Raw genomic sequence first — 14816 nt, 5'->3', positions numbered from 1 at the left:
CATTGAGAAGCCACTGATGTCTTCAATCTCCCCGGCGCTGGCACGGGCATCCCTGCCACTGGGCCTGCTCTGCGCGATCTCGCTGGCCAACGCGCAGACCGCGCCTGCCGATGCCGACGCCGTCGCTGCCCCGATGGCGGCCGCGGCCGCCCCGGCTGCCCGCGTCAACATCAACGAGTACCTGGTGCGCGGCAACACCGTGCTCGGCGCGCGCGATATCGAGCAGGCGGTCTCCCCGCATCTCGGCCCGGACCGCACCCTGCAGGATGTCGAAGCGGCGCGCGTGGCGCTGCAGTCGGCCTATCAGGGCAAGGGCTACCAGTCTGTCTATGTGGATCTGCCCGAGCAGCAGGTCAGCGGCGGCGTGGTGATCCTGCAGGTCACCGAGACCCGCATCGGCCAGGTCAAGGTGGTCGGCGCCGAGCACAACGATCCCGCGCGCCTGGCCGAGCGCGTGCCGGCGCTGCAGGCAGGCGCCGTGCCGGACTTCGAACGCGCGCAGGCGCAGCTGACCGAACTCAACCGAGGCGGCAAGCGTCAGGTGGTGCCGCTGGTCAAGCCCGGCGCCGCTGAGGGCACGATGGATGTGGAGCTCAAGGTCGATGACACGTCCCCCTGGCGCTACGGCGCCACGCTCAACAACGACCACAGCGTGGACACCGAGCCACTGCGCAGCATCCTCACGGTCGGCCACGACAACCTCTGGCAGCGCGAGCACACCGCTTCGCTGACGTTCTTCGCCGCGCCGCAGGACCTGGACCAGGCCAACGTGTGGTCCGGTGCCTACGGTCTGCCGCTGGGCAGCCCGGACTGGATGCTGGATTTCTCCGGCTACCGCTCCGACAGCAACGTGGTGTCCACCGGCCAGACCAATGTCACCGGCAAGGGCCACGCGGTCGGCGTCAAGCTCAGCCGCACCTTCCCGATGACGGGCGCCTGGTGGCACCAGCTCTCGGCCGGTGTCGACTTCAAGGACCTGGACGAATCGGTCGCGATGGTCGGCCAGGCCTCGGATTTCGCCCCGCTCAAGTACGCGCCCGTGACCGTGGCTTACAGCGGCTTCCGCCAGGGCACCAGGCACCAGCTCAATGTCGGCGTGCAGGCGGTGTTCGGTGCGCGCAGCCTGTTCGGCTACGGCAGTACCGATGATGAGTTCGACTGGAAGCGCGCCTACGCCGATCCCAGCTTCTTCGCGCTCAAGCTGGAACTGAGCGACACCTACACGCTGGAGAGTGGTGCGCAGTGGTTCGCGCGGCTGTCGGCGCAGATGACCGACCAGCCGCTGGTCTCCGGCGAGCAGTTCGCCGCCGGCGGCATGTTCACCACCCGTGGCTACCGCTCGGCCGAAGGCATCGGCGATTACGGCGCGCTGGCCACGCTGGAATGGCGCACGCGCCCGCTCGGCCTGTGGGGCCTGCAGGACTGGCGCTTCTACGGCTTCCTCGATGGCGCCTGGCTGGGCCTGCGCCGGCCGCTGCCCGAGCAGGCCGACAGCGCCGCGATGAGTGCCATCGGCGTGGGCAGCAGCCTGCGCATCGGCGAGCACTACAACCTCCGCTTCGACTACGGCCGGACGCTGCGCGACGGCCCGACCACGACCAAAGATGCCAACCGCCTGCACCTGAGCGTCGGCGCCAGCTACTGAGCCTGACTTTCCCAAGCATTTTCCGGAGATACCGTCCATGCAACGCCTTCTTGCCCTCTTGTTGTTCTGTCTGAGCATGTCCACGCTCGGCGTCGCCCACGCCGAGACCGCGTGGTGGCAGGCCGACTGGAAGTACCGCAAACCGATCACGCTCGATGCCAGCCCCAACGGGGCCGCGCTGGGCGGCAATCTCGGCCGTACGCCCGTGCTGATCCGCCTGCACACCGGCAACTTCGCGTTCGATGGTGTTGCCGAGGGCGGCAACGACCTGCGCTTCATCGGTGCCGATGGCCACACCGTGCTCAACCACCAGGTGGAGCAGTACGACGCGGCGCTGGGCATGGCCCTGATCTGGGTGGATGTGCCTACGCTCAGTGGCACTGCAGCGCAGACGATCTGGATGTACTACGGCAACGCCGGTGCGCCGGCGGCGGCCAATGGCCAGCGCGTGTTCGATCCAGACTACAGCGCGGTCTACCACTTCGCCGACAGCGGCACCGAGGCACGTGACACCACGGCGTACGTCAACACGCTCACCGGTGAGTTCAAGCCCGCAGACGGCGCGATCATCGGCCGCGGTGCCCAGCTGGCCGGTGCGCCGCTGCATCTGCCCGGTGCGCCGTCACTCGCCGTTGCCGCCAACGGTGCGATGACCGTCTCTGCCTGGATCAAACCGGACCAGCTCGGCCCGGACCAGGCGATCTACGCCCGCCGCGAGGGCGGCAACGTCTTCCTCGTTGGCCTCGACAACGGCGTGCCTTACGTGCGCGTCAACGACCAGCGCAGCCAGCCGATTCCGGCGCTGGTGGCGGGCCAGTGGGCACACGTGGCGGTGACCAGCACCGAGAATGCGGTGATCCTGTACGTCGCCGGCCGCGAAGCAGTGCGTCTGGCCACCGGCCTGCCGGCCTTCACCGGTGAGGCCTTGCTCGGTGGCGATGCACCCGCCGCGGGTGCGGCGGGCGATGCGGCTGCCATTCCGGCCGCGCAGCCGTTCCTCGGTGTAATCGATGAAGTGCGTGTGTCCAAGGTGGCACGCCCGGCCACTGCACTGCTGGCCGATGCCACCGCGCAGGGTGCCGAATCGCGCCTGATCGCCTTCGGCGAAGACGAGCAGTCGGCGGGTGTGAGCCACTTCGGTTTCATCCTCAAGGCGATGCCGGTCGATGCCTGGGTGGTGGTGATCGTGCTGGGCCTGATGCTGCTGCTGTCGTGGGCGATCATGATCGCCAAGAGCCGCTATTTTGGCACCGTGGCCAAGGCCAACGAGGCCTTCACCGCCCAGTACAAGAAGGTCACCGGTGCACCGGTCGCCTCGCTGCAGGCGCTGGAACGTACCGGCAGCCTGGCCCCGCAGATCCGCGACAACTCCACGCTGTGGCGGCTGTACCGCATCGCCATGGACGAAATGGACGGGCGCGGCTCGCACCACCATGGCCTTACCGCCGCGGCGATCACCTCGATCCGCGCCTCGATGGACGCCGAAGTCACGCGCGAGACCGAGCGCATGTCCAAGCGCATGAACTGGCTCTCCACCACGATCGAAGGCGCCCCGTACATCGGCCTGTTCGGCACCGTGATCGGCATCATGCTGGTGTTTGCGGTGGCGGCGATGGCCGGCGCGGTGGACATCAACTCGGTGGCCCCGGGCATGGCAGCCGCCCTGCTGTGCACGGCTGCCGGCCTGGGCGTCGCGATCCCGGCGCTGTTTGGCTACAACTGGCTGGCCTCGCGCGCTGAAGCGATCGCGGCGGACATGTCGGTGTTCGTCGATGAGTTCACCGCGCGCCTGGCCGAAGAGTTCGATCGCACCGCACCGGCCGCCGCAGCGCGCCCGGCGCTGGCCTGAGGAGACCACCATGGCCAGGGCAAAGCGGTTCGGCATCAAGAAACGCGAGAAAGGCATCAACGTCACCCCGTTCGTGGACGTGCTGCTGGTGGTGCTGGTGATCTTCATCCTCACCAGCAACGCCACCATTCCCGGGATCGAGGTCAACCTGCCGAAGGCCAGTTCCAGCATGGCGCTGGAGAAGCCCAAGACCAAGGCGATCACGGTGGACAACGCCGGCCAGATCTTCCTGGACGCCTACCCGGTCAGCCTGGCCGAGCTGGAGGATCGCCTGCGCACGGAGAAGGCACTGAACCCGGATATCCCGGTGATCGTGCGCGGCGATGCGCAGGTGCAGTACGCGCGTGTGGTCGAAGTGCTCGACCTGCTGCGCAAGATCGAGCTGACCCAGGTCGGCCTGGTCACCGGCAAAGTGCAGGGGTGAGGGCGTGACTTCCCTCCACTCCCGCAGCGGTGACAGCGTGCCCGCGTGGCGCCGCTGGTGGCCCGTGGCGGCGTTGCTCGTCGGCCTGGCGGCCGTGGCGTTGCTCCTCTGGTACCTGCTGTTCAAGGACACCGCCAGTACGCGCCGGCCCGTGGCCGAGATCCCAATGGTGATGTTGCCGCCGCCACCGCCGCCGCCCCCACCGGAGCCCGAGCCCGAGCCGGAGGTGACCCCTGAAGAGGTCATGCCCGAGCCCGAGCCGCTGGACGAGGTGCCCAAGCCCACCGAAGAAGCGCCGACGCCCGACACCGCCGACCCGGTGACGATGGATGCCGACGCGCAGGCCGGCGGCGACAGCTTCGGCATCCAGTCCGGCTCGGGGGGCGGGCGCAGCGGTACCGGTGCCGGCGGCGCCGGCAATGCGAGCTACGGCCGTTACCTGGGCTACGTGCTGCAACAGGCCGTGGCACGCGACGCCAAGGTGCAGCGCCTGGCCTTCCAGCTGACCGTCAACGTCTGGCTGGACGAGGCCGGGCAGGTGACCCGCGTCGAGCTCGCGCGCGGCAGCGGCAACACCGAAGCCGATGAAGCGGTGCTGCAGGCGATCCGCGCGATCGGCCGCATCGACGAGCGGCCACCGGCGTCGTTGAGCTTCCCCGCGCGCGTGCTGGTGCAGGGCCGTCGTCCGGCCGGATGAGCTGCGCTGTCTTTCTTCTTCCCTGATCTTTCCTTTCTGCGAGCAAGCCGATGACCCGTTCAACCCTCCACTCCGCGCTGCTGGGACTCCGCAGCACCGCCATCGCCACCGGTGTCGCCCTGGTCCTGGTCAGCGGCGGTGCCCACGCCCAGGCCACGGGCGGCGAGAGCACCATGATCAAGCTGATCCGCGGTCTGATGGACAGCGGTGCGCTCAAGCCCGAGGCCGGCCAGGCGCTGTTGCTGGAGGCGCAGCGCGAATCGGCCGCAGCTCCCGCAGCGCCGGCGTCCACCGCGATCGCCGCGCAGCCCGGTGACGTGCGCGTGCCCTACATCCCGCAGACCGTGCGCGATGAGATCCGCGAAGAGGTCAAGGCCAGCGTCATGGCCGAGGCCAAGGCCGAGCGTTGGGCGGCGCCGGACCAGGTGCCCGAGTGGACCCAGCGCCTGCGCGTGCAGGGTGACGTGCGCGTGCGCAACGAGAGCCGCCTGTATTCCGAGCGCAACAGCGACATCGAAGTGGACTGGGCGCGGATCAACGCCGGCAACGGCTACGACGTCAACGGCAACACCAACCTGGATCTGCCGCCGCTGCGCAATACCCGCCAGGACCGCAACAATTCCTGGCGGATCCGCGCACGCCTGGGCGTGATCGCCGAGCTGGGCGAGCACACCCGTGCCGGCGTGCGCCTGGCGACCGGCAACGACAACGGCCCGGTGTCCTCCACCCAGACGCTGGGCGGTGGCCTGGCCAAGAAAGACGCCTGGCTCGACCAGGCATGGCTGTCGTGGTCGCCGGTGGCGGGCCTGGACATCCTCGGTGGCCGCTTCGGCAATCCGTACTGGTCCACCGACACGCTGTTCTCCAACGACCTCAACTTCGATGGCCTGGCGTTCAAGTACGCGCAGCCGATCGGCGATGACGGCCTGTCCTTGTTCGCCACGCTGGGCCTGACGCCGTTGGAGTACTCCTCCGACAGCTTCCCGAACACCAGCCAGGACAAGATGAAGAGCGACAACAAGTGGCTCAACGGCGCGCAGGTCGGCGCCGAGTGGCAGTTCGGCGATGCGCAGAAACTGCGTGCGGCGGTCGGCTACTACGATTTCCGCAACACCGCCGGCGAGTACTCGCAGCCGTGCGCGCTGTATGCCGGCGCGGACTTCTGCAGCAGCGACTGGTCGCGCCCTGCATTCATGCAGAAGGGCAATACGCTGATGCTGCTGCGGAACATCGCGCTCAATCCGCTCGACCCGGCCAACACCCCGATGCCGCAATACGTTGGCCTGGCCTCGGAGTTCGAACTGCTCGACCTCAACCTGGCCTGGGAAACGCCGTTGTTCGCGGGCAATGCCCTGCGCCTGGAAGGGCACGCGATCAAGAACCTGGCCTACGATCCCAACCGCATGTGGGAACGCGCGCAGGGCGGCATCGTCACCAACCTGGGCACTGCCGCCAACGGCGTGGCCGGGCCGCAGGACATCCAGAGCGGTGACATGGCGTACATGGCGCAGGCGACCTTCGGCCAGCTGGTGATGAAGCAGGCCGGCGACTGGAACCTGGCGGTGGGCTACAAACGCCTGGAAGGCGATGCGCTGCCCGATGCCTACAACGATTCCAACTTCCACCTCGGTGGCACCAATGCCAAGGGCTACTACCTGAGCAGCTCCTACATGTTCGACCGGAACGTGTGGCTGACCGGGCGCTGGATGGCCGCCAAGGAGGTCACCGGCGCCCCGTTGTCGATCGACGTCTTCCAGCTGGAAGTCAACGCAGGCTTCTGACCGACGCAACGCCTGTCTCCGGGAGGCGGCGTGCCGCCTCCCTTGCTGCCCCACATTGGATTTTCACCATGAACACCGACACTTCCCTCGCGCCGGATGCCGGCGACGACGTCGATGCCGATGCCGATGCCGTCTCGGCAGCGGCCGACAGCATCACGCCGCCGGCCAGCTGGCCCATGCTCTACCGCCGCCCGGTCGTGCTGTCGTCGCAGCTTCATGCCCACTGGCGCGTGCGCCAGACCGGCGCCGCGTTCGCCGCCGGCAGTCACTCGATTCCAGTGATGATCGGGGAATTCGCCGCGGCCTCGCGCGCGTATCCGCTGGTCTTCGCCGGTCCCGATCATCTGCCGATCGCCGTGCTCGGCCTGGAGGCGGAGCAGAACCGCTTCGTCATCGCCGACCAATGGCAGGCCGGCGCCTACATTCCCGCCTACGTGCGGCGCTACCCGTTCGTGTTCGCGCGCACCAGCGAGCCGGACGGCTACGTGCTGGCCATCGATGCCGATGCGGACATGATCGTGCAGGAGGGCGAGGAAGGGCTGCCGCTGTTCGAGGGCGACCAGCCTTCGGCGATGACGCGTCATGCCCTGCAGTTCTGCGAAGCCTTCACCCGCGAAGACATCGCCACCCGCGCCTTCAGTGCCGCCCTGGCCGAGGCCGGCGTGCTGATCGAGCGCCAGGCTGACGTGGTCCTCGCCGATGGCCGCCGCCACAGCCTGCAGGGCTTCCATGTCGTCGATCCCGCGCGTCTGGATGCGCTGCCGGATGCCACCCTCGTGCACTGGCATCGCCAGGGCTGGCTGGCGCCAGTGTATTTCCACCTGGCTTCGCTGGGTCGCTTCGCCGACCTCGCCACAGGCTGACCTGTTCTACCGGGGCGCCGTGCAGGTGCCGTCACTCCAGGCCGGTGGGAAGACCAGCCCTTCGAGTGGCGTCATCTGTGCGGCACCCGATCCGGTGCGTTCGCGCGCGGCAGCCGGCACGGCACTCCGTCCGAGCGCACAAAAGCGCGCCGCAGCGGAAATACCTGCAAGGGAAGATGGCGAGGATGGTGCGCCCGGAGGGATTCGAACCCCCGACCAATGGCTTCGGAAGCCACTACTCTATCCGGCTGAGCTACGAGCGCGTTGTATCCTGCATCCCGCCGGGCCGCCTGATGGGGCCACGGACCGCCGAAGCGGCGCGGGAGGAGCATTCTATCCGTAAACGCCGCGCAGGTCTGCCCCCTGCATCGATGCACCGGGCGGCGGCGCGCCCGGCCAGCCCAGGCGGTATCCTTTACCGATGGCTTACGAACGTTTTGAAGCGCCCGAAGCGGCGCCCCCGTCGCGCTGGCGGCACTACTGGAAGTTGATGCGCGCCGACCGCCCGATCGGCACCCTGCTGCTGCTCTGGCCCACCTGGTGGGCCCTGTGGCTGGCCTCCGGCGGGCTGCCCCCGCTGTGGACGCTGTTCGTGTTCACCGCCGGCGTCTGGCTGACCCGCTCGGCCGGCTGCGTGATCAACGATTACGCCGACCGCTGGCTGGACCCACACGTCAAGCGCACCAAGGACCGCCCGCTGGCCAGCGGCGCCGTCTCCGGCCGCGAGGCGCTGGCCCTGTTCGCCGGGCTGATGATCGTCGCCTTCGCGCTGGTGTTGACCCTGAACTGGCTCACCATCGGCATGAGCTTCATCGGTGTCTTCCTGGCCGCCAGCTACCCCTACCTGAAGCGCTACACCCACCTGCCGCAGGTCTACCTCGGCATGGCCTTCGGCTGGGGCATCCCGATGGCCTTCGCCGCGGTGCAGGGCGAGGTGCCGGTGATCGGCTGGCTGCTCTACGGCGCCAACATCCTGTGGTCGACCGCGTATGACACCTGGTACGCCATGGTTGACCGCGATGACGACCTGAAGATGGGCTCGCACTCCACCGCGATCCTGTTCGGGGATCTGGACCTGGTGATCCAGGGGATTCTCTACGCGCTGTTCCTGGGCACGATGGCGCTGGTCGGCCTGCGCGCCGGGCTGGGCGTCTATTACGGCCTCGGCGTCGGCGTGGCCGCCGGCCTGATCGCCTACGAGTTCTGGATCGCCCGCAAGCGCGAACGCGATCCGTGCTTCAAGGCCTTCCTGCACAACAACTGGGTCGGCGCCGCGCTGTTCGCCGGCATCGCGGTGTCGCTGGCGCTGCGCTGAGGGGGCACCCGACCAACGGTCGGGTGCTACCGGTAACGCGCACATGGGTAGTGCCGGCCGCTGGCCGGCACCCGACCACCTCGCGGAGCCGGGCAGCCCCCGGCACTACGACCATTAGGCGACTGACAGCGCCGTGGCCAGCGCCCAGAATCCCTCCCATTGAATGATCGGGGAGGGCGGGGCAATGAACACGTCGACGGTGGTACAGGACGGCTGGATGGCGCGCGCGGCGTTGCGCTCAGCCGCCTGGGCGGAAAAATGGTTCCCTGATGCGTACGTGTTCGCGGTGCTCGGCGTGGTCATCGTCGCGGCCGCCGCGATGGGCTTCGGCGCCACCCCGCAGGCCACCGCTACGGCATTCGGCGAGGGCTTCTGGAGCCTGATCCCCTTCACCATGCAGATGGCCTTCGTGGTCATCGGCGGCTACGCGGTGGCCACCGCGCCGATCGTCGCGCGTTTCATCGATCTGCTGGCCCGCGTCCCGAAAACCGGCCGTGGCGCGGTGGTCTACGTCGGCCTGATCAGTATGCTGGCCTCGCTGCTCAGCTGGGGCTTCTCGCTGGTGTTCGGTGGGCTGCTGGTCCGCGCGCTGGCCCGCCGCGAAGCACTCCACATGGACTACCGCGCCGCCGGCGCCTCGGCGTATCTCGGCCTCGGCGCGGTCTGGGCGATGGGGCTGAGCTCCTCGGCCGCCCAGCTGCAGGCCAACCCGGCCAGCATGCCGCCCGGACTAGTGGAAATCACCGGCGTGCTGCCCTTCACCGAAACCATCTTCCTGTGGCAGTCGATCGCGCTGACATCCGCACTGATCCTGGTGTCGCTGCTGATCGCTTGGCTGACCGCGCCCGGCGCCGCCACTGCGCGCACCGCCAAGGACTTCGAAGGCGCTGCCCGCGCCGAGGCCGAGCCGCTGCAGCCGCGCACCCGCCCCGGCGAGTGGCTGGAGTACAGCCCGCTGCTGACGGTGTTGCTCTCGCTGCTCGCGTTCGGCTGGTTGTTCGGCGAGTTCGCCAGCAAGCCGGTGGTGACCGCCATCGCCAACCTCAACACCTACAACTTCCTGTTCATCTCGCTCGGCCTGCTGCTGCACTGGCGCCCGCGCAGCTTCCTCAACGCCGTGGCCAAGGCCGTCCCCAGCACCACCGGCGTGCTGATCCAGTTCCCGCTGTATGGCGGCATCGCGATGATCCTCACCCACGCCACCGGCAGTGGCGATGAGACCCTCGCCCATCGCCTCTCCACCCTGTTCGTGCATATCGCCACCACCGACACCTTCGCGCTGGTGATGGGCGTGTACTCGGCCGTGCTCGGCTTCTTCGTGCCCTCCGGCGGCGGCAAGTGGATCATCGAAGCGCCGTACGTCATGCAGGCGGCCAACGAACTGAAGGCCCATCTGGGGTGGGCGGTACAGGTCTACAACGCGGCCGAGGCGTTGCCGAACCTGATCAACCCGTTCTGGATGCTGCCGCTGCTGGGCGTGCTCGGCCTGAAGGCGCGCGACATCGTCGGCTTCACCTTCATCCAGCTGCTGGTGCACATCCCGCTGGTGCTCGGCCTGCTGTGGCTGCTCGGCATGACGCTGACCTACGTGCCGCCGGTGATGCCGTGATCGTCATCTGCGCGTCATCTGCAGACGTTGGCTCAGCGATGCCCTGTTCAGTCGCACGGCGAGGCATTCTGTGGGAAGCGGAATAAGGGCATTCGAACCGTTCATATGCGGGTCAACGCCTACTGCGACATGGGGTCTGCACTCGCTGAAAAGGCGGGCGTGGAGACGTTGACGAATTCGTATACAAACCCCCACACGTCGTTAACCTCGCGCTGCAGAGGATGGCCCGGACCGCGACATTCCGTTTGCGGCAACCGGAGAATCGAGATGGCTCAGCAGAACCAGCAGAACCCGAATCAGCGCGGTGAGCAGCAGGAAGGTGGTCGCGGCCAGCAGCAGCAACAGCAGCAGGAACAGCAGCAGCGCAACCAGAACCAGCAGCAGGGCGGCCAGCAGGACGAGGAAGAGTGAGCCCAGCTGGCTGCTGTGTGAACTGAAGCCCCGCTCCGGCGGGGCTTCGTTCGTCCGGGCCTGCTCAGGCCGAGCGCAGGTGCCAGCCCAGTGCTGCGTCTTCGACCACCGCACCCGGTACCACGTCATGCAGCACCACGCGGATGCCGCGCGCATTCGGCAGCACCTTCTGCTCGGGGAACCAGCGGCGGGTGGCATCGACCACGATCAACAGGCCTTCGTCATCGCCCAGTGGTGCGAAGTGCGGCGTGGGCTGTGACAGAGGCTCCAGCCCGAAGGCGTTCTGTGCGTTTGCCTGCACTTCACCGACGTGTTCAGCGGGCAGGCCGACCTCGCTGATGCAGGTCATCTCGCTGCCGTGGAACCCGCCCTGGCACTCGCCCGCAGGCAAGCGTCGCCGCGCGATCAATTCCAGGATCAGGCCGTCCGGCCCGGTGAAATAGATCGATTCCGAATCCCAGCGGCCATCGAAGGTGAAGTGGTCATGGCCTTTCAGATCGCGCTGCAGGGTGGCGCGTGCTTTGAGCCAGTCGGTGGCCGCCTCGAAGCGATTGGCGGGCACGTTGAACGCCAGGTGCACACCGCCGACCGGGTTCGATCCTGCGGGTTGCAACTGCAGAGTGCTCCAGCCGATGCGCACGGCTGAGCCCTCGACCGGCAGCTGAAGTTCATCGCGGAAGTACGCCACGGTGGCGGCGACATCGGACACAGGGAGATCGATCTGATGGATGCGCATGGTGCGGGAGGCCTCGCGTAGATACGTCGAGATTCTGCTGGATAACCGAGGCGCGCGCTATGCGTTGATCTGATCAAATGGACACCGTCACAAGGGCATTTCCTACTTCATTACGCGGAGAAGACCGGCTACTCGCTTGGCTACGAAAGGCGTTGAATGTTCGACAACGCCTTCGCCCCTTCGCGGACATTTATCGGCAGGAGAATCAACCGCAATCCGCGGCGCTACACGGTCCATTACGGTTGTTGCTGTTTCGTAATGCCCATTTATCTGCGCAACTGAAATGCCAGTGCGCAGTGTCACCGACTGATTCGATAGACAATCAAGTCAGATCGGATTCTTCGTTTCATAATAAGGAGGTATCTCATGAATCGCGTACTCAATCTGCAGCGCCTAGCCCTGGACACCAATGCCGGCACGATGGGAAACAGCTCGGGTAGCTCGACGCACACCTGCTGCGGCGCCGGGAGCGTGGATCGTTAACCACCGCCTGTGACTGATGTGAATAATCGTGGGTGTGGAACGCACCCACGATTCAGACCTTCAGTGATCGGCGTCCAAGCTGGAGATCCTGCCTGACGGTGGGCAAGGTGAGAGGAGGAGCTCTCATCCCGGCGTCCTACCTGCGACGTGCGTCTCAGGATCGCTAGCCGGCGTATCCAGCCGGAGAGGGGACCGCTGCCCGATGTCCTTCCCGCAGCAGTGTTGGACACCGCTTGGCTCAATACATGGGTCAAGCGCCGAGCCCATTCAAGGAGCGCGCGCCATGGCATCTGAAAATCTGACACTGCGGGAACTTCGGCACGTAGACAAGATCACGTTCATCAATAGCGATGATCGCTTCTATGAGCCGGATTACGACCATTACACGCCGGGCGATGAGCTCGCCGCAATCGTGCGACCACTACTGGCAGCGCATGGGCGTGGTTGGGAAATTCGCCGGAAGAATGTTTGGTCGCACGTGACGCCTGGTGGCGATGCTCAGGTGCGCTCTCTTCCCATCCAAGGGTGGAAGATTCACCTGTCGGCGATCGAGGACAATTGCCGCGCCATGCTGGCTGACGCTGCGGCGCTGTTGCTGGAGCAGGATGTCCAGTTCAAGTTCGCGAACGATTGCCGGACGATGAGGATGATGACATCCAAGCGATGGCCCCGGGGAGGGTCCGGAAAGTTCATCACCGTCTATCCGCACACGGAGGGCGAATTCATCCAGGTGATCGAGGCGCTTTACCAGGCGCTTGGCGCCCGGACCGGCTCCTACATTCTGTCCGACAGACGCTACAAGGACAGCCGCTGCCTGTACTACCGCTATGGCGGCATCATTCAGGTGAGCCACTTGGACATCATGGGTAAGCGGATACCGATGCTAGTGGGGCCATCGGGAGAGCACATGCCTGACCGCCGGAACCCATACTTCGAGAGTCCGCCGTGGGCTCAGGATCCGTTCCCGAGTGATGAGGATGAAACTGACGACCGATCACTCAATGGGGGACGATATCTCGTCGAAAGCGCGCTGGGCTTCTCCAACACGGGAGGTGTCTATCTGTCGATCGAGCGCGCTACCGGCCGACAGGTGGTCATCAAGGAGGCGCGTCCTCATGTCGAGCTCTACGAGAACGGCGGGGATGCGACTACCCGTCTCAAGCGCGAGATGGAGAACCTGAGCATCCTGAGTTCCTTGGGTATCGCGCCAGCGGTCCTCGATACCTTCTGGGACTGGGAAAACCTCTACATGGTCGAAGAGTACGTCGATGCCCATGACATGCGTCAGGTCATGCTGCAGTTCTCTCCACTGATGAAAGTACGCCCGACGCTGGCGGATAGTGATGCGTTCTACGCGATGTACAGGGACATCTTCGTCAACATCATGCGTGCAGTTGATCTAGCTCATGGGGCGGGCATGGTGATCGGTGACTTGTCTCCTCCCAATATCCTTGTTGCCAAGAACAGTCTGGCAGTCCGCCTGATCGATCTTGAGGCCGCGTTTCGACCCGAGCTCGGAGAGTCAGAGGACATCCACACACCTGGCTTCCGGAGCAAGCTTAAGAGCCGGGCAAGGATCAGCAGCTACGAAGATGACAACTATGCCGTGGCTGCCATCATGATGTACGCCATGTTCCCGATCGTCGCCATGGCCTACATCAGAGATGATCTGTTCGATACAGTGCTGCCTGAGATTGTGTGGGATATCGGCTGGGAGGACACGCCCGTCATGGGGGTCATCCGTGACCTCGCACGAGGCAAGGTCAGCCTGAAAGAGGCGGAGGAACGGCTGCTGCAGCCGGTGAGCATTCGCCAGCCCTATGCCTCCAGAGCTGGTAGACGCCTTCCCGCTGACAGCGTGCTGAAGAGGCTGGCCGCCTTCATCCAAGTCAATTATCGCCTCGACCCGAATCACACGCTCTTCCCGTGCGATCCATTCGCGCTGGCGACAAACGGTAGCAGCCTTGGTTTTGGGTCATCAGGGGTGATCTACGCGCTCATCCGTGCCGGAGTGGAGGTGCCCCAAGCGGCATGGGATCGGCATCTCGCCGAGGTCTCTAGCCTGAACAGCCAGAATGCGGCGCCGGGATTCCTGACCGGCCTCGCGGGGATCGGTTGGGCGCACCTGGCAATGGGAGAGGCCGCCATTGGCCTCAGCTTTGTGGACCAAGCCAACAGGAGTGCGCAGAACATCACACATCCTTCCCTGTACTACGGGATGGCAGGCCTGGGCTTGGCCGATTTGGCCGCCTACGTGGTCTCTGGTCACCATCGCTATCTTGACCTGGCCCTGGAGCTCGCGGCACAGCTCGAGTCCTCCGCGCTTCGGAGCAACGACGGGCTGTATTGGGAAGACGATGGAGTCGTCCGAATCGGCTTTGGCTATGGACAATCCGGAATCGCTCTTTTCTTCCTTCGACTGTCACAGGCCGCCGGAGACCAGCGCTGGCGAACTCTGGGCAAGGCTGCCCTGTGCTACGACCTCGCTCATGGCCATGAGCTGGAGGCAGGGGTGACGACATTTGCCGCTGCTCCGGCAGGGATCACGACTTATGAGCATTACATTGAGCAAGGCACCGCCGGCATCGTCAAGGTGGCCATCCGGTACGGACTTTGGGAGACGGTGGATCAGCTCGTACTAGATCTGCACAGAAAGTACGCCGGCTTCGCAGGCCTCATGTATGGCTTGGCTGGCCTCATCGACACGCTGGTTGATGCCCACGTGTACTCCGGCAACCCCAAGTATCTGGAAATGGCCCAGCGTGCCTACCAAGGCCTTACCGATCTCTATGTTTTCGGAGACGACGACATGGCTGCGGTGCCTGGAGAGAACCTCTTCCGCATATCGTGTGATTATGCAACTGGAATGGCCGGGGTCATACGCGCCGTCCAGAGGCTCAGTGCTCCTGATGGCGATGACTTCTGCTTGGATGTCATGGACGGGCCACTGCTGAAGCGCATCGGTGCGCACGCTGTCCAAGCGTCTGCGTGATCGCGAGGAGC

Annotated in this window: 11 protein-coding genes and 1 tRNA gene; 10 read left to right on the top strand and 2 right to left on the bottom strand. The window is 65.8% G+C overall.

Annotation, left to right across the window (positions count from 1 at the left end; all coding sequences use genetic code 11):
* Nucleotides 1–16 precede the first annotated feature (16 nt).
* From ABE546_RS08830 to ABE546_RS08805, 6 genes are all read left to right on the top strand, one after another.
* Nucleotides 17–1645: a ShlB/FhaC/HecB family hemolysin secretion/activation protein gene (locus ABE546_RS08830; RefSeq protein ID WP_346463341.1), complete on the top strand. Its 1629-nt coding sequence runs from the start codon at nt 17–19 to the stop codon at nt 1643–1645.
* A 37-nt stretch (nt 1646–1682) separates the two neighbouring features.
* Nucleotides 1683–3494, top strand: a complete 1812-nt coding sequence (locus ABE546_RS08825; RefSeq protein WP_346463339.1) for a DUF2341 domain-containing protein — start codon at nt 1683–1685, stop codon at nt 3492–3494.
* Between the two features lie 10 nt (nt 3495–3504).
* On the top strand, nt 3505–3918 hold the full coding sequence (locus ABE546_RS08820) for a biopolymer transporter ExbD (protein ID WP_088433529.1): 414 nt from the start codon (nt 3505–3507) through the stop codon (nt 3916–3918).
* Between the two features lie 4 nt (nt 3919–3922).
* Nucleotides 3923–4615, top strand: a complete 693-nt coding sequence (locus tag ABE546_RS08815; RefSeq protein WP_346463337.1) for an energy transducer TonB — start codon at nt 3923–3925, stop codon at nt 4613–4615.
* A 50-nt stretch (nt 4616–4665) separates the two neighbouring features.
* Complete coding sequence (locus tag ABE546_RS08810; RefSeq protein ID WP_346463335.1) at nt 4666–6396, top strand: putative porin; 1731 nt, start codon at nt 4666–4668, stop codon at nt 6394–6396.
* Between the two features lie 68 nt (nt 6397–6464).
* A complete protein-coding gene (locus tag ABE546_RS08805) occupies nt 6465–7259 on the top strand; it encodes a SapC family protein (protein WP_346463334.1) in 795 nt (264 codons plus the stop codon).
* 186 nt (nt 7260–7445) lie between these two features.
* On the opposite strand, the gene ABE546_RS08800 is transcribed toward ABE546_RS08805, so the two are convergent.
* A tRNA-Arg gene (locus ABE546_RS08800) sits at nt 7446–7522 on the bottom strand.
* A 158-nt stretch (nt 7523–7680) separates the two neighbouring features.
* Between ABE546_RS08800 and ubiA the strand changes: the two genes are divergently transcribed.
* The 3 genes from ubiA to ABE546_RS08785 all read left to right on the top strand — a co-directional run bounded on the left by ubiA (nt 7681) and on the right by ABE546_RS08785 (nt 10594).
* Complete coding sequence (ubiA, locus tag ABE546_RS08795) at nt 7681–8574, top strand: 4-hydroxybenzoate octaprenyltransferase (protein ID WP_319624331.1); 894 nt, start codon at nt 7681–7683, stop codon at nt 8572–8574.
* Between the two features lie 184 nt (nt 8575–8758).
* Nucleotides 8759–10183 (top strand): TIGR00366 family protein, encoded by a 1425-nt coding sequence (locus ABE546_RS08790; protein WP_346463332.1) that lies wholly within the window; start codon nt 8759–8761, stop codon nt 10181–10183.
* A gap of 267 nt (nt 10184–10450) precedes the next feature.
* Entirely contained in the window at nt 10451–10594 is a 144-nt protein-coding gene (locus ABE546_RS08785) for a hypothetical protein (RefSeq protein ID WP_019185247.1), read from the top strand.
* Between the two features lie 64 nt (nt 10595–10658).
* On the opposite strand, the gene ABE546_RS08780 is transcribed toward ABE546_RS08785, so the two are convergent.
* The gene (locus ABE546_RS08780; protein WP_346463330.1) at nt 10659–11330 is read right to left on the bottom strand and encodes a VOC family protein; all 672 of its coding nucleotides are present in this window, start codon (nt 11328–11330) and stop codon (nt 10659–10661) included.
* Nucleotides 11331–12096: 766 nt separating this feature from the next.
* Here ABE546_RS08780 and lanKC point away from each other — a divergent pair.
* Nucleotides 12097–14805 carry a class III lanthionine synthetase LanKC gene (gene lanKC, locus ABE546_RS08775; protein ID WP_019185249.1) on the top strand — a complete coding sequence of 903 codons (2709 nt, stop codon included), beginning with the start codon at nt 12097–12099 and terminating at the stop codon, nt 14803–14805.
* The last annotated feature ends 11 nt before the right edge of the window (nt 14806–14816 follow it).

This window comes from Stenotrophomonas sp. TWI377, from assembly GCF_039674525.1.
In the GTDB taxonomy this organism is placed as follows: domain Bacteria; phylum Pseudomonadota; class Gammaproteobacteria; order Xanthomonadales; family Xanthomonadaceae; genus Stenotrophomonas.
This window is presented reverse-complemented; position numbering and strand designations above follow the sequence as displayed.

What these genes read in the sequence shown, in the direction of transcription:
- ABE546_RS08830 (WP_346463341.1), top strand. Translation starts at nt 17, where the DNA reads ATGTCTTCAATCTCCCCGGCGCTGGCACGGGCATCCCTGCCACTGGGC.
- ABE546_RS08825 (WP_346463339.1), top strand. Translation starts at nt 1,683, where the DNA reads ATGCAACGCCTTCTTGCCCTCTTGTTGTTCTGTCTGAGCATGTCCACG.
- ABE546_RS08820 (WP_088433529.1), top strand. Translation starts at nt 3,505, where the DNA reads ATGGCCAGGGCAAAGCGGTTCGGCATCAAGAAACGCGAGAAAGGCATC.
- ABE546_RS08810 (WP_346463335.1), top strand. Translation starts at nt 4,666, where the DNA reads ATGACCCGTTCAACCCTCCACTCCGCGCTGCTGGGACTCCGCAGCACC.
- ABE546_RS08805 (WP_346463334.1), top strand. Translation starts at nt 6,465, where the DNA reads ATGAACACCGACACTTCCCTCGCGCCGGATGCCGGCGACGACGTCGAT.
- ubiA (WP_319624331.1), top strand. Translation starts at nt 7,681, where the DNA reads ATGGCTTACGAACGTTTTGAAGCGCCCGAAGCGGCGCCCCCGTCGCGC.
- ABE546_RS08790 (WP_346463332.1), top strand. Translation starts at nt 8,759, where the DNA reads ATGAACACGTCGACGGTGGTACAGGACGGCTGGATGGCGCGCGCGGCG.
- ABE546_RS08785 (WP_019185247.1), top strand. Translation starts at nt 10,451, where the DNA reads ATGGCTCAGCAGAACCAGCAGAACCCGAATCAGCGCGGTGAGCAGCAG.
- ABE546_RS08780 (WP_346463330.1), bottom strand. Translation starts at nt 11,330, where the DNA reads ATGCGCATCCATCAGATCGATCTCCCTGTGTCCGATGTCGCCGCCACC.
- lanKC (WP_019185249.1), top strand. Translation starts at nt 12,097, where the DNA reads ATGGCATCTGAAAATCTGACACTGCGGGAACTTCGGCACGTAGACAAG.